Raw genomic sequence first — 21,077 nt, 5'->3', positions numbered from 1 at the left:
CAAAACTTTTTACGCTCTCAATAAGCCGAAACGGTCAGGGAATCAAGCGGCACTACAGCAGATATTTGACAAAGTGCTTCATGGGAAGAAGCTGAATCGTACCGAAACATCGACTCTGTTGAAAGCAATAGCGGCTGTAGTGGAGAAGTAACCCCCCTAAATTTTTCTTTTTACTGGATAAGAAACTTATGTTTTCCTTAGGTACTACCATGCCAGCTGTACCGCCCATGATGGAAACGAGTTCAAACAATACACAGTCCACATCAAAAAAGGCAGGTTTTTCACCATGAGAAACTTGCCTTTTTCTTATGCTGGGTATTGGAATTGTAAGCCCATCCCCCCGTTATGTGGCAGATAAGCGGGATGGGTTGTGCCGCTCATGATAAAGAGAAAGTAGCCGATTTTCGCAGAAAAAATTTCTGACGACGGAACACCTTGACCGAACCAATCGGCTAGGCAAGTCGATAGGAAAAAAATCGCCAAATCGGAGCCGAATTGGTTTGGGGGCTTCCGATCTGAGCAGATCGAGCAGGTGAAAAGCAAGGTGATTCTGCCGTGATCATATCATTAGTATGTGGATGAGGTGTGATAAGCAGGACTTCCTAGGGACTTATAGGGCAATTTTCAACGAAACGGTAAGGGACGATAAAACATACCAGTCGAGGCAGATCGCCTACAAAGTTCCTATCTTAAAATCGGTCTGGTGATGTGCTGAAGAGGGAGATCAGATACAGATTGATTTTAAAGAGTAACGAAAGCAATGGAAGGGTGGAATTGGAATGAGCAATATTGTGCGTATCCCAGTGAAAGCGGAAGAGAGTAAGCCGAAGAAGCGGAATGTATATGTGCAGTCTGCCAGTGATGTGAAGCGGCTGCTCAACAATACCATCAATGAGCTGCGGAATGGCGAGATAGACAGTAAAAGTGCCAATTCGATTGGTTATCTGGCGAATATTCTGCTCAAAGTCTTTGAAACCGAGGAAGTTATCCAGAAGGTAAAAGCACTGGAGGAAAGGTTTACAATGATTACCGACCAAAGCCGTCCATAAGGGCGGCTTCAATTATGCAATAAAAGGAAGATAGAGGAAATGAAAGGTAAATAATTACTTTTTATTACATCTCTATATAAAAATTACCAAATCGCTCAGCCCAGTATTCTCCACACTGGTCATAGTACGAGGGAGTAAATTTTGAGTTTCGTGCTTTTAGTAGAAAGATGGATTTTTTAATTGGGCTACGTTTTGTACGACAAAATGACCGCTCTATTTTCCGTCTACAAATACAAAATTGTGGAGGTTGATTAGTATGGCAAAGTTCAACATTAATGGATTTACAAGTGAAGGAGGTGGCGGTTTTACTCCTATTCCTGAGGGAGTCTATGAAGCATTGATAATTAGAGCAACAGTTACGAATTTCGGAACCGGTAACCCAGGGATAAAACTCATGCTTACAATCCGAGATGATGTTGACCAACCATATAGAAATCGTAAGCTATTCGACAATCTGACTCTTACAAAGAATGCTATGTACAAATTTGAAATGGTGGCAAAGGCTGCAGGGTTCTCGGATGAATTAGAAATTACTTCCTTGGAGCAGTTTGGAGACCTTATATTGAATAAACCTGTACAGGTTAAGGTAGTTAATGAGCCGGACAATAAAAATCCTGACAGAATTCGGGAGCGTATCAGTGTGTACAAACAAGGGCTAGAACTCAGTGAAGATACCGAGATTCCTGCATCCGATGATGAGACAGATGAGGAGATAGCAGAGAGAATCAAAGAGATTCTTCGCCAGAAAACAGGAAAAGGTTGCGTGAAGCCTTAAAAATTGGGATCAGCGGGGGAACGGGCGATACCAGCCCTATTACCGCTGAACGGGAAAAAGTAGCTCTGAGAGGAAAGGGAGCTGGAGAGGGTACAGGAGAGCATACAGTCCCAAAAAGAAGAGAAAACCAAGCGGACATGGGGGCGCAGCCCCCACCCCGCAGGGGAATCAGTAAAACTCTTTTATTTCTCTTTTATTTTCTCTTTTAAACTCTTTTAAGGATTCACCTATTGCCGTTCCGTATGGGGAAAGGGGCAGATTTCCTCGTAAATCCTCCAGTTACCCTCTTACATCCACCACCTGTCCGCTTACCTTCTACACCTGTCCTCGTAAATCTTCCACTTGTGAAAGGTAATGCAATCAGTGGGGAATCAGGACGTGGAGATATTGGGAGGAAGGTATGCTTCCGTAAGAATGCAGGGAAGTGCCTAGCCTAACTTTATAAGATATATTGCCAGATTGTTTGATTTTTTCATTATCATCAAAAACAGTATCGGGGTGCATAATATGGAAATTATATCCTCAAGCAAGCCAAGAGGGCATCTAGCTTTTCATCTCTTGAGTGAGCGAGCATTGGATGCCATGAATCTATGCGGCAATCGGGGCAGGCTTTCTAAAGGAAATTTGCCAGCAGAACGAGTATACCAATCCAGTAATAAAGAGGAGATAAGGTTACAACTGCCTTTTATAGACGGAAAGTACGAAGAAATTACGCAAAATGATCTAGATGTTTTACGTGCGATCACGACCCATTATGCAGAGATAAAGGAAATACATTGCCCATTTGCCACACCAGACCCTACGGAGTGGGTCGATGAATCATTGTCAGGTGCCCAGTTAAAAATAGTAGATTCCTCAGACATTTTTGACTTATGGCATGATGGAAAAGCCATTGCGATAGGCATTACTCCAGAACAAATACGGAAGCGGCTCGGCAACGTGACAAATAAACAGCTTCCTACAACTACCATTACCCGTTCCCTACAACGCCTTTCACAGATGAGAGTGGAGGGAATCTATAAGGTACGATCTGAAAAGGGAACACTTGATGTTCCGATTAATGGAACGCTACTCCATTTTGAGATAGGGACAGGGAGTAACCGTAGTATCGTGTACAATATCTATTTTGCGACTCAATGGGGGCGACTCTATTTACACAATGTCCAGTGGGGAAACCTCATTCGAATATATACACCAGATTATCTTATTCTTTCAAATGGGGCCAAGAATCTGTTCATGACAGTCATGGTATTTCCTAATCCCGTTTTCATTCGTAGGGAAGATACACTACTTTCCATGCTGGGGATTAAGATTGGCAAAAATCGTAATAGAGCCGTACAAAATCTGGTTAGGTATGCAGATGAACTGGAACAACATCAATTTATTACTTGGCAGTGTAAGAACGGAACCTACACCATTGGACCCTACCATTGTTCCAGAAACAGAAGCAAAAGAAGATCAAGACTGGTAAGGAGTGAGCCAAGCTATGACAGAATGGGATGAGAAAGAACAATATCTGTTGTTTATTAAGCTCCTAGCTGATTTGATACAAGAAGAGGTCAACAAGAGAAATGCTGAGCAGATCGCAAGCTAAGCAAAAAGGGAACCAACTCAAGATGAGCGGTTCCCTCATTATGTTTTTAATCAGTTTCTTTGCTGGAGTTGATTAGCATGACTGTACCAGGGTCAACAGAGAGTACTTTGACGTATTTGTTCTGTATGTATTTGGTTGGTTCTGGAAAGTATCTTTCGCTTCTAAATATTTGGAACTGCTTTGATACCCAGCTTTTCACCTGTTCTACAGTTCGATCATCATCGAAAAAGCCACGAATCATTGCACCAGTGTAAATCCAGTTGGCATCTGCTCCAAGTGGGATGTAAGCGTTGGCTGATTCAATTTTACTGAGGTCTTTTCCAGAAAGGGCAAGGGAAAAACCAAAGGGTGATTTCATAAATAGGAAGAAAGTCTCCCCGCCATCTTGGTAACGAAAGCCTTCTCGTTCATAAAATTGAACCATGCTTTTTACTTGTTGCTCGTCTACTTTCATGTAACCATTAGACAAAAATAGAGCAGTAACAATAACGGGTATGAGTACAACACCGATACCTTTCCAGCTGGTGCCTCCAGCTTCTTTGATTTTCTCTCGTTGCGTGGGTAGTTCTCGATATAGGCTGCTAATGCTGGTGATTTTCTTATTCACATATTGATAATACACGGTGTTGCCAAGAAAACCACAGATAAGCATGATAGGTATGGAGGCAGTCAGGGCATTGGAGAAAAGAAATTCGGAAGCAATGATGTAAAAAACAGTAAGAATGAGTGCTTGCAGATACATCTTCCTGTACCCCATCCAGTAGACATTCCCGATAAAGGCAGCCCAGTTCCAACCTGCCCTTTTGGTTGAGTCAGATGAAGTTGACCATTTTGACAGGTAATAATCAGCATTATGCCCGATAAATAGCCGGAAAGCTTCATCTTGATTCAGAATCATATGTTCAGACTGGGATACAGATATGGCTTGATTAGTTGATTCATCTAAAAGTGGTAGTTCCTGAGCCGTCGTTGCCACAGTCTCTTCAAATACTGATTCAGACGGAACTTGTAGACCGCATGAAGAACAAAATCGGGCATTGTCAGGTATAGTAACTCCGCAATTTGTACACCGCATTATCAGATTACTTCCTTATTGGGCATTGAAAAAAGCTATAAGATCAGCTTCTGGACTGTTTTTGCCAGTACCTTGACGTTGAGGTTTTTCCACGGTTACTTTTAGCGTCCCAGTAGCAAGATTAGCAAAAAAGGATGTGGGATGCTGTTTATCAGCTAGTTTTACAACCAGTTCAATCCTAAAGTCAGCGACCCTATTTAACAGGAGGTACTGATTATCATTGGCAGAAAAGACAACATAACGTCTTGGGATCTTCATCTGAATACCCTTCTGCGATAGTTCCTGCTGACATTGACGAAAATAGCTAATAAGGGACTCTTCGATGAAATAGTAAGAAGCGATTTTTACATCCATGAAGTGTTTATTATAGTTCGTGTCCAAGTCCTGTGGATTTGGTGAGTACTGAAAGGTAAAATAAGCTTCATTACTGGCAGCGTCATAAGTTAATTTAGCATTTGCCAAGTCAGGTCGATCTTGAGGGAATGCCTCTTTTAGCTTCTGAACGATCTCAGATTTCCGATAAATCAAATTGTTGTGTCCTTTTTCAACAATGGAGAAGTTTTTCCTGAAAATCTCTTCTAAGCTAGAGTCTACGCCTTTTAGTTCAAGAGTTATACTCGGTAGATTTTCAATATCTGTAGCATTGGTGTCACTTGTTGTTGTTTTGCCCTTTGCAGAATGCAATAGAGTAACGATCTCAGGAAACGGCTCAGCCACTTGCAATGCAGTAGAACCATCTCGGTACTTCCCATTTGGGTCAGCGCCTGCATCAAGTAAAAGACGTACTAATTCGATATTTCCATTTAAAACTGCCCAGTAGAGAACAGAGTCGCCTTGCGGGGCATTCCCGAAATACAGTTCGTCGATATCTTCGAGGTAAATTCTTTCCCGAAAAAGGAACCCGTAAATCTCGTGGTTCCAAGCTTGATCCGTATAAACCGTTCCTGGAGGAACGTCTTCAAGAAGGTATCTATAACTGCGAGGTTTTATTCGATCTTCTACGAGAAAAGGGCTATACCGGGGGACGTACTATCTTGAAAGACTATGTGAAGGATTTACGTCCTCCCAAACAAGTTCCTGCTGTTCTTCGTTACGAGACGAAACCCGGTAATACGCACAAGTCGACTGGGGACTGTGTGATTACGTAGATTTGGACGGTACCGGTACTTGCTACAGCTATTCCAGATCGATTCTTACACCATTCCCACATAGTTAACATTAGAGGGAATAGTTAACGACTTCATGAAAAAATGAGGACTGGAGCCTACGGCTCTCCCTCACCCCCCTAACCAAAAAAATCGCCGAGTGGGTCAGTTCTAAACTGGCGAGGGTGGGTCAAAATAAAGTAGAAGTTGACAAGGCTTAGCCGTAATGGTACAAATCTGCCGAACTATCACCAAAATATAGTAAACTAGGAGGTAATCCAACCAAAAGGAGCACCTCTTATGTCGTTTCTAGAAGGTTTTTTTGAAGAGCTATACCGAAAAAACAAAGAATACCCTAAAAATAGCCGTGTAACCCCAATCCACCCGCGGAATTACGCGAATGCATTAACACAACTAATGGCTCAGCGTATTGGGAACGTACTTCATGAACTAGCAAGTGACGAAAAGTACATAGAAATGTTCAACCTTATCCGAGAAATCGATCAAAAAATAGATATGCATTCTCAATTAGACTTATACTCGCCCTTATCAGCCGTGCACTATCGTTATGACGAGAGCGTACTTCCAAGCATCTACCCAGAGCTATTTTTCACCAACCCTATGTTGATTACCAATCAAGGGAAGAATACTCATAACTTCTTTAAAACACTAAAAACAGAGTTACAAACAGCGGACCAAGCAGATTTTATAGTCAGCTTTATACGCTGGTCTGGACTACAGCTTTTATTACGTCCCTTCGATGAACTTCTTAAGAAAGGTAAGAAAGCTCGCATTCTTACTTCTATTTACATGTCTATCACAGAGCCAAAAGCTTTACGAAGGCTCATGGAAATGGACCACGTTGAGGTGCGGATGTTCCAATCGGGTCATACATCTTTCCATACGAAAGCATACCTATTCTCAAGGCTATCAGGCTTACATACAGTAATAATCGGCTCTTCCAATCTTTCAAAAGCAGCAATCAGTTCTGGATATGAATGGAATGTAAAATTGCCAGATGCTCATCATACTCCCATCTACCAACATGCGCGACAGTTATTTGAAGACTTGTGGAATGATGCACGAGCCGTTCCGTTGACGGAAGCGTTTATCAGCCAGTATGAGGACTTTTACCGGGCATCTCGTTCACCCAACACCTCACCACTAAATCCATTTTCTTATCAAAAGGGAAAAGAAATACAAAACCCCATGAAAGCAGCTGAATCAAAAGCTCTCTACATGGTTAATCATAAAACCCAGTTAACACCGAATGCAATGCAGGAAAAGGCATTAAAAGCGCTTCGGGAAACAAGAGAGAATGGAAACACAAAAGGAATCGTTATCGCGGCGACCGGTACGGGGAAAACGTATCTTTCCGCCTTTGATGTACAACAAGCTCAAGCAAGAACCCTTTTATTCTTGGCACACCGAGACGAACTGCTAGAAAATGCAAAGAAAACGTTTGCTAATGTATTTGGTACAGATGACTTTATGGGAAAAGTTACGGGTACCACGAAAGAGTGGGATAAACCTTTTCTGTTCAGCACGGTACAGTCTTTACATCGTGAGGAAATCCTCAACAAATTCGATCCCACTTATTTTGAATATGTCATCGTAGACGAGTTTCATCATGCTGAAGCAGATACTTACAAAAAAATCATCCAGTACTTCAAACCAAAATTTCTTTTGGGACTGACTGCAACCCCGGAACGGATGGACGGTAAAGATGTATTAGCGCTGTGTGATTATAATGTCGTGTATGAAATTCGCCTTCATCAGGCTTTGGAAGAGAATCTGCTAGCACCATTTCATTATTTTGGACTGGCGGATAATACCGTTGACTATGAAAAAGTGGATATAAAGAATGGGCAGTTTATTGAGGAATCGTTAGTTAGTGCCCTAAAGACGCATGAACGAGTTGACTATGTTTTAGAAATGATCAGGAAGTTTGGTCATGACGGAGAAAAACGCAGAGCACTAGGGTTTTGTGCCTCTATTGAACATGCCCGGTTTATGGCAGAGGAATTTTGTCAAAGGGGATACCAGGCCATTTATCTTACAGGTGAGGATGCTCCCCATTATCGGGAAGAAATGGTTCAGCGCTTAGAAAGTGAGCATGATCCACTTGAATTCATTTTCACAGTCAACATTTTTAATGAGGGAATCGATATTCCTTCATTGAATCTTGTGCTATTTTTAAGACCAACCGAATCACCAACGATTTTTATCCAACAGTTGGGGCGAGGATTGCGAAAATGGGAAGGGAAAGAATACGTTACCATTCTAGATTTCATCGGAAATTACCAAAAATCATTTATTATCCCGCTTGCATTGGCAGGTCAAACAAACCATCGGGCTTTTGATCGGGATGCTCTACGTGTAGCGATCCAAACGGAATTTGCTAATCTTCCAGACGGCTGCTTTGTTGATCTCGAGGAAATCACTCGTCAACAGATATTAGAGAAAATAAAAAGTATTCGTATGGATCAAAGTCAAATGCTAGCCAATCTTTATTCAGAGTTCAAAAAGGAATTAGGGAGATCTCCTGAAATCGAGGACTTCCTTTATTCAGCTGTGGCTCCCGGATTACATTTTTTTATTCAGAAATATGGATCTTGGGTGGAAACGAAAAAGAAGATGGACGATTGTAACGAGTGGGACAAAATACTAATTACTCTCCCCTTAGAACTGGAAATTATTCAACGGATCGAGCAGATGTATCCAGTGAAATGGCCGTATGAACTAGCCATCCTCTCTTTGGCAACACGATATGAGCAAGTGAATGTGTCACAAGTGGCAGCGTTCCTTAGTGAGAAGTTTGGAATAACGGTAGATGAAACCAAGCACCAGGGTTATATTCTCCGTTCGATGCAAAAACTATCAGAGCCATATAAAAGACAGAAGTGGTCCTTCGGATCAGTTCAAGACGATACCTTTGTTATGGATGACCTCATTAAAAGCACTTGGGTGCAGCAGCAATTCAGCGCATACGTTCAGAAACGATTGGAATATGGATTGACTGAGTTCCGTAGAACGTTCCACGTCCATTCGTATTTCCATTTCCAGCAGCAAGTGCAACTGTATCAGAACTATACGAGAAATGAACTCATGTATCTTTTCCAATCTCCAGCCAAGGAAGGTTCTTGGCGAGAAGGGATTAGTAAGGTGGACAACCACTATTTGTACTTTGTTACCTTAAATAAAGGTGAAGATACAGAGGAACATCTTAATTACCATGATTACTTTATAGATCAGAATCACTTCCATTGGCAAAGTGCGAATCAAACCTCCCACTCTTCTGAAAGAGGGAAAGATTATATTCACCACCAGGAGAAAGGTATTCACATTCATTTATTTGTCCGGAAGTTTGGAAGTATGCATGGTAAAACATTACCCTTTATGTACGTAGGTGAATTAGAATATATAAGTAGCCACGGTGATAACCCAATGAACATCACATGGAGGCTGAAACAACAACTCCCATACGATATCTTCCTTGATTTTGTCCGCTAAACGGAAAGGAGTCAATCATGAAAAAAGTTGACGTAGTAGGTGCTGTTATTACAAACGAAGAAGGGAAAATACTCTGTGCACTTCGATCGCAGCAGATGTCTCTGCCAGGCATGTGGGAGTTTCCTGGCGGAAAAATTGAGCAGGGGGAAACACCGGAAGAGACACTTGTTCGCGAGATTGAAGAAGAACTCGGATGTAAGATTAAGGTAGGAGAATTTATTACGGATGATGTTTATGAATACCCAACAGTAGCGGTTCGATTGATTACCTATTTCGCTAAAGTGATTTCAGGCACTCCGGTTCCAAAAGAGCATGAAAAGCTGGAGTGGGTTGGCCATGAGGATTTGATGAAGTTGGAATGGGCTCCAGCTGATTTACCGACAATCAGAAAGCTAAGGAAGGAATCATTTGAAAATCCAAGATAGCTAATAATAAGCGGGCATGACATTTACTACTTTTCAAAGGAAATTTGTAAGTACTTATCGAATGTAGCACGAACCTAGATCGTCATCAGGCAATCACCCAAAAGGAGGCCTAAGATGAACGAATCCTCACTTGATCTTGAAATCTTTGAAAAGCTAAAGCCGGAATTGACATCGTTCTGCTATAGGATGCTGGGATCGATCGTAGACGCGGATGATGCAGTTCAGGAAACCTACATTCGCGTTTGGCGGAGGTGGGATTCATTCAGGCAACAATCTTCGCGCAAAACGTGGATCTACCGCATCGCGTCAAACGTATGTATAGACAAGCTGAGGCAAGCCAAACGCCGTGCCCTTCCTGTTGACATATTTGATCCGGCTGTTTCGATCATCGAGCCTCGCGAGACGTTGCCTGAATCGTCATGGATTTGGCCTGCTCCAGATTTTGCAGGTGATCCGGAACATGTAGTGGTGCGGAAAGATACGCTGCAGCTTTGCTTTCTTGCCCTTCTGCAAACACTACCTCCCCGCCAACGTGCCGTGCTTATTTTGAAGGATGTGTTCGAGTGGTCCGCAAAGCAGATCGCGGAGGCGCTAGGGATAACGCCTGCAGCCGTTAACAGTGCCTTGCAAAGAGCGCGAGAGACGATGGGCCGGGCCGAGCTTCGCTCCGAAGAGCTCTGCATGATGGATGCCGAACCGGACCAAGAGCTGCTCTCGCGGTATGTGGATGCTTTTGAACAATTTGATATTGATGCGCTGGTGGCGTTGTTTCATGAAGAGGGGTGCCTGTCCATGCCGCCTTTCGAGATGTGGGTCCGCGGCAAGGACAATCTGTTCAAGTTTTTTACAGCAACTCGTTGGCATTGCGAAGGCTCCCGATTATTGCCGATTACGGTGAATGGCGGTTATCCCGCATTTGCGCAATATATGCCAAGTGACAATAAATCCATCCTGGTGCCTTGGGGCATTCACGTCCTGGTAATAAAAGACGGTAAAATTTTGCACACCCAAAATTTCATTCACGCAAAATTATTTACTCGATTTGGGCTTCCCGAACAAATACACCGATGAATTTCACAATAGTATTTCGTCTAATGATATGAGAGACAAAAATCCGATTCTGATGAAAGAGGTGTACTTTAAAATGGGAACTGGCAAACCAAAGAGAGCAACTGTACAGGCAGTCATTCAGGCGCCGGTGGAAAAGGTATGGGAGTACTGGACCGAGCCGGAACACATCACGAAGTGGAATCAGGCATCGGATGATTGGCATGCGCCAAGAGCGGAAAATGATTTGCGGGTCGGCGGCAAGTTTGTCACCAGGATGGAAGCGAAAGATGGCAGTATGGGCTTTGATTTTGGGGGAACATACGATGTCGTGAAATTACATGAGGAAATCGCATACACAATGGGGGACGGGAGAAAAGTTGAGATCACCTTCATTGCCCGAGGAAACGAAACCGAGGTCGTTGAAACGTTCGACGCGGAAGACATTCACCCCGTTGAGTATCAGCAAGCGGGCTGGCAAGCGATTCTGGACAATTTCAAAAAATATACGGAAACTCACTAATGCTGCTGGCGTCCAATCGGGCGCCATTTTCATTTGCTTTGGGTTGGCCCGGTGGACCGTATCATAAATGGCGACTTGAACGATCATTTCAGGACTAACGATGCAGATGAAGCCATTTTCCATCGGTAAAGCGTCTCAAGCGCAATTAAGTATGAATCGGAGATCTTTGCCCGGTTTTTTATCGATCGTCAATTGCTATGGATATCATCCCCCTCACTTTCAGAGCACATGTTCCAGTTTCGTTGCAATCTTTCCAGCTACAGGGTACAAGTGGTTCTTTACAAAACTATCCAGTAGGCTTGGAAGAGATGGTATGATAATAATCAAAGCAACACCTATAGGGAGAAGGATTGCCCTGATAATCTGTAATCATTGCCAATGGAAATTTATTGAAATATTGGTTTTCTCGTATAGAATCATTCGGGGGAGGAATTCTCTCATGTCAAAAAAAAGACCGATCAACATCTACAAAGCGGTGACAGAGGCGAAATACTTGGCGGTGGAGAACGCCCCTCGGTACAGGTCAATCTTGCGTTATTTCTACGAACAACAGCAGCGACTTCGCTACTGGTTGAGACCGGAAGAAATTTTGCAGGATGTCAAAGAGCGAATGGACCCCAATGAGGCGTCCATGTACACCGAAGACTTGCTTCAACTTGATTTACAGCAGTTGTATGAATGGGGGAACTTGCAGCGAAAACAGTCCGGCAAGGTGAACAAAATAGAAGATTTCAAGAAAAAAAGGTATCGCTATCAAGCAACACCTTATACGATCAAATTTGAGCGCCTGATCGAAGAACTGGAGGAGATGGGCGATACGTACGGTGGATCCCTGGAAGTTACCCAGTTTGAGAAGCTGGTGGAAACGTTGAAATTTTTGACCAGACTGGCGCCTGTTTCCTTTCATAAACTTGGTGAGCGTCCAAGGTATGAGATGGACGATTGGAGCGAAGAGAAACTGTATCACTGGTGGACGGAATTGTATGAACAGTTTCGCAAGGTGACGAATAATGCGCGAGACTATATGGCAAGTCTCGATAGTTTACAGGTCGAAGATGCAATGATGACAGAACAGTTTCTTCTATATAAAGACAAAGTGACCGATTATCTTCGACGCTTCATGATGGGACTGCAGCGCAGTTCTTATCAAATTGAAGGCATGCTCGCCCAGGTCGATCATGCCTTGTTGAACGACATTTTGCATCGGGTAGCGAGGTATGAAGTCTCAATCCCTCGTTTTGAGCAGACGGTCTTGTCCCAGGAAGATATCGTAAAGCGCTATTTCGATCAGTGGGAAGGAATTCGGCAATGGTTTCTGGGGGACGGAAGCGGCCGAGGGAGTGACCTTGAAGATTTGCAGCGGGAGACGAATGAAGCGATACGCCGTATTGCCCGTTATGCCCAACGGATGGGAGAACGTCAATCCAGCATGCGGAGCCGCAGAGCGGACTACCTCTATTTGGCAAACTGGTTTTCTAACCTGGAAGATGTGAATCAGGCGCATTGTTTGTCTGCGGCAGTATTCGGTATTTCCCAGATGAGGCACATCTGGGTGGATACGCCCAAGATGACTGAGGACATACATTCCACCATCTGGGACATGCAGCCTGCCGATTTTGCGGTGAAACCTCGTATCCAAGGTTACCGTGAGAGAACGAGGCCGAGCAAGATCGAACCGAAAAGCGTGGAGAAAAAAGCCATGCTTAAGGAATATTTGAAACAGAAGGCCGACCAACAAGCCAGATTGCGTCAGGTATTCGCAGGGGCTCGGGTGAGTGTCCGTGACCTTCCGATTGTGGAACCATTTGTCCGGCAAACCTTGCTTGGCTGGATCGGAAAAAGCATGGCGTCACCTACAAGAGAAGGAAAGACAGACGATGGCCGACGGTTTAAGTTGATTGAATCAGGTACAGGAGAACGGGTTCGTTTGCAGTGTACCGATGGTGTATTGGAAATGCCTGATTATGTGATCTATTTTATGGATGAAGGCAAGGTGAAGAAATGAACGAGCCGCAGCGTACCGATACGAGGTATGTGCCCCGTTTTGATGAGCTGGCCGAACAAGCTGCCAGGGAATTGCTGGAGCGGTTCTGGATTCCACGCAGCGACATGAACTGGTATCAGGCGGTTCGAGACCGCGAACACGTGCTTAGACCGTTTTTTAATGAGAAACTAGGGTTTCGTCTTCTGATTCATTATGAATTTGTAAAGTTGGAAAAGTTTGTAAGCAGACACATCCAACCGTGGATGGGATTGCCGGGGCTAAGAGATGTACGGGATTACGTGTTTTTCTGTCTGCTGATGGCCTATCTGGAGGCAAAAAGCGTCGACGAACAATTCCTGCTCTCTGACATATGCGAGGAAGTAAAGGTTTCCTATCCAGGTCCGGGTACGGTTGATTGGACGAACTATGATCACCGCAAGTCACTTGTCCGCGTTTTGCAGCTTGCCCGCGAGTGGGAACTGCTTCTTGTTGTGGACGGTGACGATCAGGGTTTTGCGGCATCGGAACACGCCGATGTCCTGTATGAGGCTACACCTTTGGTCAAATATTTCTTGCGGGCGTATCCACGTGATTTGATGCAATTCAGGTCAATTGAAGATCTTCTGAAAATCGTTGACACGGAGAATGAAACATTGGTTCGAAGACATCGCGTATACCGGCAATTGTTGCTCACTCCAGGGATTCGCGAGGAAGACATGGCCGAAGGAGACTGGACATACCTCCGCAATCAGAGGAACGTGATCGCTCGTGATTTTGAAGAGACAGTAGGACTTTCATTGGAGTTATACAGGCAAGATGCGATGCTAGTTCAGCATGGGAGAAGACAGGGAGCCACGCTATTTCCTGATATGAGAGCGATTAGCGATGTGGTGTTCTTTTTTGGCCGTACCATCCGGGAGCAAATTGATAGCGGAGCGTTTTCCCTCCAAAAGGACGGTCTGGTTCTGTTGACAATAGTAGATTATGAGCAACTGCTAAACCAATGCCGTGGACGTTATGGACACGGATGGGGAAAAGCGCTGCGTGAGATGTCGATTAAGCAGTTGGCTTATCAGGTGCTGGAGGAATTGGAGGCATGGGGATTGGTTCGTCAGTCTGAAAACGAGCAACTGATCACGGTCATGCCCCGATTGGGAAGAATCGTTTCCCGGTATCCGAATGACTACGAGAAAAAGTGGAAGGAAGGGGACGGATGGACAGATGGAAGCGAATAGATGGCAGTTATCCAGAGCAGGTTTGATAAATTTCTGGTACTACGATGATGAGTGTTTTGAATTTGCCGACGGAAAACTGCTGTTGCGTGGAACCAATGGTTCTGGAAAATCGGTAACGATGCAAAGTTTATTGCCGGTTGTGTTGGATGGCAAAAAGAGTCCGGATCGTCTGGACCCCTTTGGTTCCAAGGCCAGGCGAATGGAAGATTACTTGCTGGGTGAAAAGGAAGTGACTGGTCGGGAGGAGAGAACCGGTTATTTGTATCTGGAATTTTGCAAGCCGTACACCACTCAATTTTTAACGATCGGGATCGGCTTGAGGGCCAAACGCAACGCACAGATGGATTTTTGGGGCTTTTCCATCCAGGACAACAGGAGAATCGGGAAAGACCTGCTACTGTACCGGCTTGTGTACAATGCGGAAACGCAGGAACACGAGCGAGTTCCACTGGGAAAACGGGAGCTGGAGCGGGAGATTGGACTGGGAGGCCGGGTGGTTTTCTCACAAAGCGATTACGCGGAAATGGTGAACAAACTGCTGTTTGGGTTCCCGTCACTGGATGCTTACGAAGATTTGATAAAGTTGCTGATCCAGTTGCGCAGTCCGAAACTGTCCAAAGATTTTAAACCAACAGTTATCTATAGTATTCTGGAAAATTCCCTGCCCGGTCTGTCTGATGAAGAGCTGCGCCCCTTGTCAGACGCTATCGAGTCCATGGATCGCACAAAACTTCAACTGGAACAGCTGGAGCGGGATCAGAAGGCGTTGACGCGGATCGCAAGGGAGTTCACCGAATACAACAAGTATATCTGGTACGACAAGGCCAAGGGATTGGCTGATGCCGTCAATATGGCTCGCCTTTCGCAAAAAAAAGCAGATGAGTATCGACAACTGCTTGCCCATGAGGAAAAAGAACTAGCAATGCTACGCTCAAACCTGGAAGCTTTGACAATCGAGCAGCAAACTCTCGCAGAAGAACATGAGCGATTGCAGGAGCATGATATCGCCAAAGCGGAAGCAGAGCGGATCGAGGTTTTGGAGCAATTGAAGCGGGAACAGTCACGCTGGGATGAAAAACAGGAGGAAAGTAAAGCCAAGCGGGAGAGAGTAAACCAACTGCGCAGGACGATTGATGAAATCCATGCGAAGACCCGACAAGCGGAGAATCAGATAGCTGCTTTGCTGGAAAGTATGGAGCAGGAAGTGGAAGACAATGGGTTTCCCACGCATGAGATGGCTCGCGGGGAGTTTGAGCGGGAACAGGAAGGGTACTCCATGGATTTGTGGCAAAAGGAATCTCGGCAGTATCGCGATCAATTGCAATCTACCCTGGAACAATCTCTGAAAACGGAAGAAGCCAAACGGATTCGCATGGAAGCGGAGCGTGCTTTGGGGGATGCCCAAAAGCAGGTGGATGAACTGCAGCGGGAAAAGGAGAAGTGGGAGCGAGTTGTCGAGGAAGAAAAAGAGAACCTGATTGCCCTTCTGCACCAATGGCAGGGAGAAGTAAGGGAGTTGCAGTTGCCTCCTGAGACGGTACGGGAAACGATTAGACGGATTTCCCATTTTGAAGCGTCTGATATGTACGAAACCGTAAGAGAACCGGCCGTTCACGCCTATCAGCAATTGCGACAGGATTTACGGGATCGATACGCCGATGTGAAAAGACTGGAACAGGAAACGAACCGGGAACGTGAAAGAGCGGAAGAAGAGTACCAGATGTGGCAAGCCAAAAAAGATCCGGAACCGCCACGTCACGAACAAACCAAGAATGCGAGGAAGTGGCTAAGTGAACAAGGGATACCCCATGTGCCCCTGTTTGCCGCGGTAGAGTTTCGCGAAGAAGTACCGGAAGAAACACGAGCTGCCATTGAATCCGCATTGACGGAAGCCGGGTTGCTTGATGCGTTGATCATCCCCAAATCGTATCTCGATCGAATCGAGGTTTGGGCTGAATATGTAAAAGACAGGGTGATCTTGCCTGCTCCCCAACTGCTAGCCCATACGATTAGCGAATGGTTGATGCCTACTCCTGTCGTAGAGACGGGTGTCAGTAAAGAAGACATTGAAGCCGTCCTGCAGACAATTCAGGCGGAAAGTAAAGACGAGCGGTCGGTTTCCGCGTTTGTTACGTCAGGCGGAAGTTTTGGAATGGGTATTCTCAACGGACATGCTCCTATTATCGATAAATCGGTGTATGTGGGCAGGGAAGCTAGACGCAGGTACCGTGAGGAACAACTGGCTGTCTGGAGGCACCGTCTGGAAGACTTGAACCAAGAACGGGAGCGTCTTCAGCAGGAGTTAAACGATACAGAAAAACGACTTCAGCTTCTCGTCGATGAGTTTGAGAGCTTCCCATCCGGAAAAGATCTGCAGGATGCACTGCAAACGGTGGAACAGTCCAAGCAGCGTTTGGAGGTGTGGCAGGAGGAAGTAAAGAAACGGAATCAAAAAGTCCGGGAAGCGATAGAAGGGCTGTATAGAGAACGTGAACTCCTAAAGCAAGCAGCTGCGGGCTTGACGATCCCGCTGGATACGGAGACACTTCGCCATGCGCTTCGTTCGATGCAGGACTACATGGACAATTTGCGTATGCTAGAATCCGCGTATCGCGACAAACTGAATCTGCTTCAGCGACATCGTGTGGCAGAAGACTCGCTGGATGAAGCGATCTATGAGTGGGACCGGTTGCGCGGCGAAGAAAATATCGCTCAGGGGGAAGTAGAAAAACAAAGACAACGCTTGCAAGCAATTGAACGTTTGTTGGCAACCCAAGGCGCCGAGGTGATTCGGGAGAGAATCCGCTATTGCATGGAGAGGTTGCGCAAGATTCCCAAGGATCGTGAATTCACAGCGCGTGCGATTGGAGAAGCAGAAAGTAATTGTAAGCAGTATCAGGAAAAATTGACGGAATCCGAAAAGGTCGCAGAAGTCCATCAACAACTGCAGGCCGCCTGGTGGAAAGTATTCTCTGACGAATTTGCATTGGGGCTCTGGCGTTATATTGACGAATGTAAGGAAGAAACCGAAGCTATCGAAGGCCAACTGCATCGGCTGGATGACGTAGCGCTTCGTGTGCTGAAAAAGCTGCAAGCGGCTATGACAGGACGCAACCGAGATAACTATAACGAGCAACTGCAGAAAGTCTTTGAGACGGAACGACAAATCAACTTGCTGGAGTACCAGCCGTCACTTGATTACGTGCTTGATTACAATGTAGAAGAAGCGTGGGAGGAACAGGCAGAGATACTGTCATTGGGGTATCTTTGGAATGATCTGAAAGCAAGAGCAAGGCGGCGGACTGTATTGATGGAGTACGAAGGCAAGCGTTGTCATCCCTATGACTTGCTGGATAAATTGGGGCATGAGATCGAAATGCACCGCCTTTATCTGACCGCGGAGGATCGGAAACTATTCGAAGAAGTGATTTTACAGAGTGTTGGACGGGTAATCAAACAGCGGATTCATCGCGCGGAAAAATGGGTAGAGCGAATGAATGAACTGATGGCACAACGAAACAGCTCCAGTGGCCTTACCTTTTCCCTGAAGTGGATTCCCCGAATAGCGGAAGATGAGTCCCAGATGGACACGGCTGAACTGGTGGAGTATTTACGAAAAGATCCTGCCCTGATGAGGGAACAAGACATCGAACGGATCACCAACCATTTCCGTTCCCGAATCGAGCGGGCCAAGCGGGATGTTTTCGGTTCCCCGGCAAGTGGAGGGGAAACCCTGCATCAAATCATGAAAAGGATCCTGGACTACCGTCACTGGTTCACGTTTAAACTCTTTCACAGGCGAGAAGGGGAAGCCAACAAAGAGTTGACGGATCGCATCTTCTTTACATTTAGTGGTGGGGAAAAAGCAATGGCCATGTACATCCCTCTCTTCTCCGCTGCCTATTCCCGCTACATGGAAGCAGACCCGTTGGCACCCAGGATCATCTCTCTCGACGAAGCGTTTGCGGGTGTGGACGAAAACAACATTCGTGACATGTTCATGCTGGTAGAGCAACTGGGCTTTAACTACATCATGAACTCACAAGCGCTGTGGGGTGACTATGACACGGTTTCCCGTCTAGCCATCTGCGAACTGATACGCCCCAAAAATGCCGACTTCGTATCCGTAGCCCGATACCTATGGGACGGCGGCACGTTTCATGTGTTGAATGAAGAGTGGGGAGAATCGGAAGTAGCTGTCAGCTTGGAAGAGGAGAAGATGGAAGATGACACCGGAAGATTACCGTAAACTTCAAGAGCAAGCTGTCACCTATTTTCGCACACATTTCCAGGGATATGACCGATTGTTTCGGGAAATAAAGCGGAAATACAGGAGTTTGGGGTATCTGGGAGGAAAAGTGACGCTGCGGGGAATAACATTGGCAGAGGCAGATGCCCTGACAGGCTTGCTAAATCGGCGATTTGATCCCAATACCGATGAGTCCATCCGTGTAACAGAGATTGAACAGGGATTAGGGAAAACAAAATTTTCAGGAGTTGACCTGCTATCCATTCTGGAGGGATATTTCGGGGAATCTGTAGTCAGCAAAAAGGAGGAACAACTTCAACAAGAGCAGACATGGAATGAGTTCTGGAATTGCGCATTGATTGAAATGGGCGAGTATTCCCATCCTCAAGCGCACAAGTGGTTCCAGGCACTGTCACGGCACCGGGGAACTGGGGCGATGGCAGTTCGGCAATGGTGGAACTCTTCTCCTCAAGATCTCAAGCAATGGCTGCTTACAGTGGCAAAGGCGTTGCATCATCTTGGCTGCATGGAGCAGAATGAATATATTCGTCTGGCCATGCTGGCTACTCATACGACAGGGAACCCGCATGTTTTTGACATGAATACGCCTTCAGGCAGATTATTGCTTTATGCGCTTTGTTACGTGAGTGGGAAAAACGTACCGACGAATACAGAAGAGATGGCGCAAATCCTGTACGAACATCGTATTTTGCGGGATGACTTGTCTTCGCAAGTTGTGGTGAGCGGGATTTTCGGCAAACTAGCAAATAGATATGGTAAAAAAACGGCAGAGCGGTGCTGGGATGTCGGAAGCGAAAAAGAAGTGATTGGCCTTCCGCTTCGCACTGTCGTCAAATATGCAGAATTTAAGCCATTTTTGGAGGTTGGGTGTCAGAAACGTGTGTGGATTTTAGAAAACCCTGCTGTATTTTCTTCTCTCTTGGATCGATGGGAACAAGAGTACGGCGGGGACCCACTTCCTCCCCTGGTTTGTTCTTATGGCCAGTTCTCATTGGCTGTTCTCGCTCTTTGTGATCGGTTGGTATCGGCAGGATGCCAATTGCTCTACTCGGGCGATTTTGATCCAGAAGGTTTTCACATGGCCGCTCGGTTGTGGAGGCGTTACGGGGCGGAACATGTGACGTTATGGCGCTATTCTCCGGAGGATTACACATCCGTGCCTCAGAATATTTATATCGATGAGAGGAGATGGAAGACTCTTGAGAAATTGATGCATGAAGAGGAGAGTCAACTTCTTCCGCCAGATTTCATCCAAACGCTGCAGATCGCACTGCGCTATCAAAAACCGGTGTATCAGGAATCCCTTTTGGAAAAACTGTACAACGATATAGTGGATTTTCTTGTCGGCAATTCGAGTGTCAGCCGGGAAGTTCAACTATAGCTGTAAAATGATCGTGCTCAAACTGATACGGTGAACTTCCTGTTATGGACTTTGAAAAAGCAACCGCGAGGGTTTTTCATCCCTATGCTGTTGAGAAAGACGGCACCATTGTTAATACTGGGTCATCGAAACGACCAAAATGGGTTTTAACTTAAGTGGGTTTTTAAGTAGTAAATAAGTTGTAAATTAAGTTGAAAAAGATAAGAAAACAAAGGAGAGGCGGGAATCTTTGCCGCTCCTTTGTTCTTTGGTTTAACATATCAAGTGATACGGTGAAACGTTTCGTAAGTAATGGCACGTTCTTAGAAAACCGTGTAGGAGTAAGCTTATCAACACATTCGACCAATTGATGGAAATTCGGCAACTCGATATAATGATTTTGAAACGAAAAAACACGGTCTGGTTGGTAGTCCAGACGCATGCAGGTTCCATCCTCCTTGGAACCGCATGTCAGTAACCTTCCCCCCTCGGGATGTCCATCGTTTCGATTTATTTAGAGGGGGATTTTTATGAAGCTTACAGTTTTTCATGACGGGCAGTATTGGGTTGGGGTTTTGGAGGAGCAATTTCAAGGTAAGCTGCGGGCAGCAAAATATATCTTTGGCACTGAACCGAAAGATGAAGAGATTCTGCAGTTCGTCTGCCGAGATATGATGCAAATAGTTAGTGGACTTTCCCAGGAAGTAGCTGTCAAGCCTTCTGAAGCAAAAAGGATCAATCCCAAGCGTCTTGCAAGGCGTGCAGCAGAAGAAATGCGGAATAAGGGAGTTTCCTCTTATGCGCAAGAAGCTATTCGGTTGGAGCTTGAGAAGCGGAAGCGGGAGAGGCGGGCCCTTACAAAACAGCAGCTTTTGGCTAAGCTGGAACGAAAACGGGAATTGAAAATCAAAAAGGCAAAAGAAAAGCACCGCGGTCGCTAACCCAACCTATATAGGCTCAGAAAGGGCACCCAAAGAGGGGTGCTCTTTAAACTGGCGTTATAGGCAGTGCGGTGAATCGTATCACATGAAGCTAACGAAAAACAATAGTTGAACGAAGCGAAAGGGGCTGTCTCAAACTAC

15 protein-coding genes and 2 pseudogenes are annotated in these 21,077 nt (G+C 45.4%); 13 read left to right on the top strand and 4 right to left on the bottom strand.

The annotated features are described in order from the left end of the window. Positions 1-779 precede the first annotated feature (779 nt). The 3 genes from EDM57_RS18465 to EDM57_RS18455 all read left to right on the top strand — a co-directional run bounded on the left by EDM57_RS18465 (position 780) and on the right by EDM57_RS18455 (position 3,327). Complete coding sequence (locus tag EDM57_RS18465) at positions 780-1,049, top strand: hypothetical protein (RefSeq protein WP_122906165.1); 270 nt, start codon at positions 780-782, stop codon at positions 1,047-1,049. Between the two features lie 256 nt (positions 1,050-1,305). Next, entirely contained in the window at positions 1,306-1,824 is a 519-nt protein-coding gene (locus tag EDM57_RS18460; RefSeq protein ID WP_122906164.1) for a DUF669 domain-containing protein, read from the top strand. Between the two features lie 507 nt (positions 1,825-2,331). After that, complete coding sequence (locus EDM57_RS18455; protein WP_148039126.1) at positions 2,332-3,327, top strand: hypothetical protein; 996 nt, start codon at positions 2,332-2,334, stop codon at positions 3,325-3,327. Positions 3,328-3,464: 137 nt separating this feature from the next. Here the strand turns inward: EDM57_RS18455 and EDM57_RS18450 are convergent, their stop codons facing one another. From EDM57_RS18450 to EDM57_RS24095, 4 genes and pseudogenes are all read right to left on the bottom strand, one after another. Beyond that, positions 3,465-4,394: a DUF2628 domain-containing protein gene (locus EDM57_RS18450; protein WP_246005847.1), complete on the bottom strand. Its 930-nt coding sequence runs from the start codon at positions 4,392-4,394 to the stop codon at positions 3,465-3,467. 36 nt (positions 4,395-4,430) lie between these two features. Further along, positions 4,431-4,493 (bottom strand): annotated as a pseudogene (locus EDM57_RS24100) (zinc-ribbon domain-containing protein); the annotation flags it as partial. A 15-nt stretch (positions 4,494-4,508) separates the two neighbouring features. After that, positions 4,509-5,216, bottom strand: coding sequence for a hypothetical protein (locus EDM57_RS18445; RefSeq protein WP_246005846.1), 708 nt, complete (start codon positions 5,214-5,216; stop codon positions 4,509-4,511). Between the two features lie 15 nt (positions 5,217-5,231). After that, positions 5,232-5,288, bottom strand: a pseudogene (locus EDM57_RS24095) (hypothetical protein); the annotation flags it as partial. Positions 5,289-5,641: 353 nt separating this feature from the next. Here EDM57_RS24095 and EDM57_RS23590 point away from each other — a divergent pair. From EDM57_RS23590 to EDM57_RS18395, 10 genes are all read left to right on the top strand, one after another. Then, on the top strand, positions 5,642-5,728 hold the full coding sequence (locus EDM57_RS23590; protein ID WP_425455816.1) for an ATP-binding protein: 87 nt from the start codon (positions 5,642-5,644) through the stop codon (positions 5,726-5,728). Positions 5,729-5,938: 210 nt separating this feature from the next. Further along, a complete protein-coding gene (locus tag EDM57_RS18440) occupies positions 5,939-9,151 on the top strand; it encodes a DUF3427 domain-containing protein (RefSeq protein ID WP_122906161.1) in 3,213 nt (1,070 codons plus the stop codon). A 17-nt stretch (positions 9,152-9,168) separates the two neighbouring features. After that, positions 9,169-9,576, top strand: coding sequence for an 8-oxo-dGTP diphosphatase MutT (gene mutT, locus EDM57_RS18435; protein ID WP_122906160.1), 408 nt, complete (start codon positions 9,169-9,171; stop codon positions 9,574-9,576). Positions 9,577-9,690: 114 nt separating this feature from the next. Beyond that, positions 9,691-10,647 (top strand): sigma-70 family RNA polymerase sigma factor, encoded by a 957-nt coding sequence (locus EDM57_RS18430; RefSeq protein ID WP_122906159.1) that lies wholly within the window; start codon positions 9,691-9,693, stop codon positions 10,645-10,647. Positions 10,648-10,720: 73 nt separating this feature from the next. Further along, positions 10,721-11,146, top strand: coding sequence for an SRPBCC family protein (locus EDM57_RS18425; protein ID WP_122906158.1), 426 nt, complete (start codon positions 10,721-10,723; stop codon positions 11,144-11,146). A gap of 313 nt (positions 11,147-11,459) precedes the next feature. Beyond that, on the top strand, positions 11,460-13,151 hold the full coding sequence (locus tag EDM57_RS18420; protein ID WP_170163472.1) for a TIGR02677 family protein: 1,692 nt from the start codon (positions 11,460-11,462) through the stop codon (positions 13,149-13,151). Next, a complete protein-coding gene (locus tag EDM57_RS18415) occupies positions 13,148-14,365 on the top strand; it encodes a TIGR02678 family protein (protein ID WP_122906156.1) in 1,218 nt (405 codons plus the stop codon). Before EDM57_RS18420 ends, EDM57_RS18415 begins: the two co-directional genes overlap by 4 nt. Further along, the gene (locus tag EDM57_RS18410; protein ID WP_122906155.1) at positions 14,310-18,614 is read left to right on the top strand and encodes a TIGR02680 family protein; all 4,305 of its coding nucleotides are present in this window, start codon (positions 14,310-14,312) and stop codon (positions 18,612-18,614) included. Before EDM57_RS18415 ends, EDM57_RS18410 begins: the two co-directional genes overlap by 56 nt. Continuing rightward, complete coding sequence (locus EDM57_RS18405; RefSeq protein WP_122906154.1) at positions 18,592-20,016, top strand: TIGR02679 domain-containing protein; 1,425 nt, start codon at positions 18,592-18,594, stop codon at positions 20,014-20,016. The genes EDM57_RS18410 and EDM57_RS18405 overlap by 23 nt, the downstream gene beginning before the upstream one ends. A gap of 509 nt (positions 20,017-20,525) precedes the next feature. Then, entirely contained in the window at positions 20,526-20,936 is a 411-nt protein-coding gene (locus tag EDM57_RS18395; RefSeq protein WP_122906152.1) for a YjdF family protein, read from the top strand. Positions 20,937-21,077 lie beyond the last annotated feature (141 nt).

The organism is Brevibacillus gelatini (assembly GCF_003710935.1).
Classification (GTDB): Bacteria; Bacillota; Bacilli; order Brevibacillales; family Brevibacillaceae; genus Brevibacillus; species Brevibacillus gelatini.
This window is presented reverse-complemented; position numbering and strand designations above follow the sequence as displayed.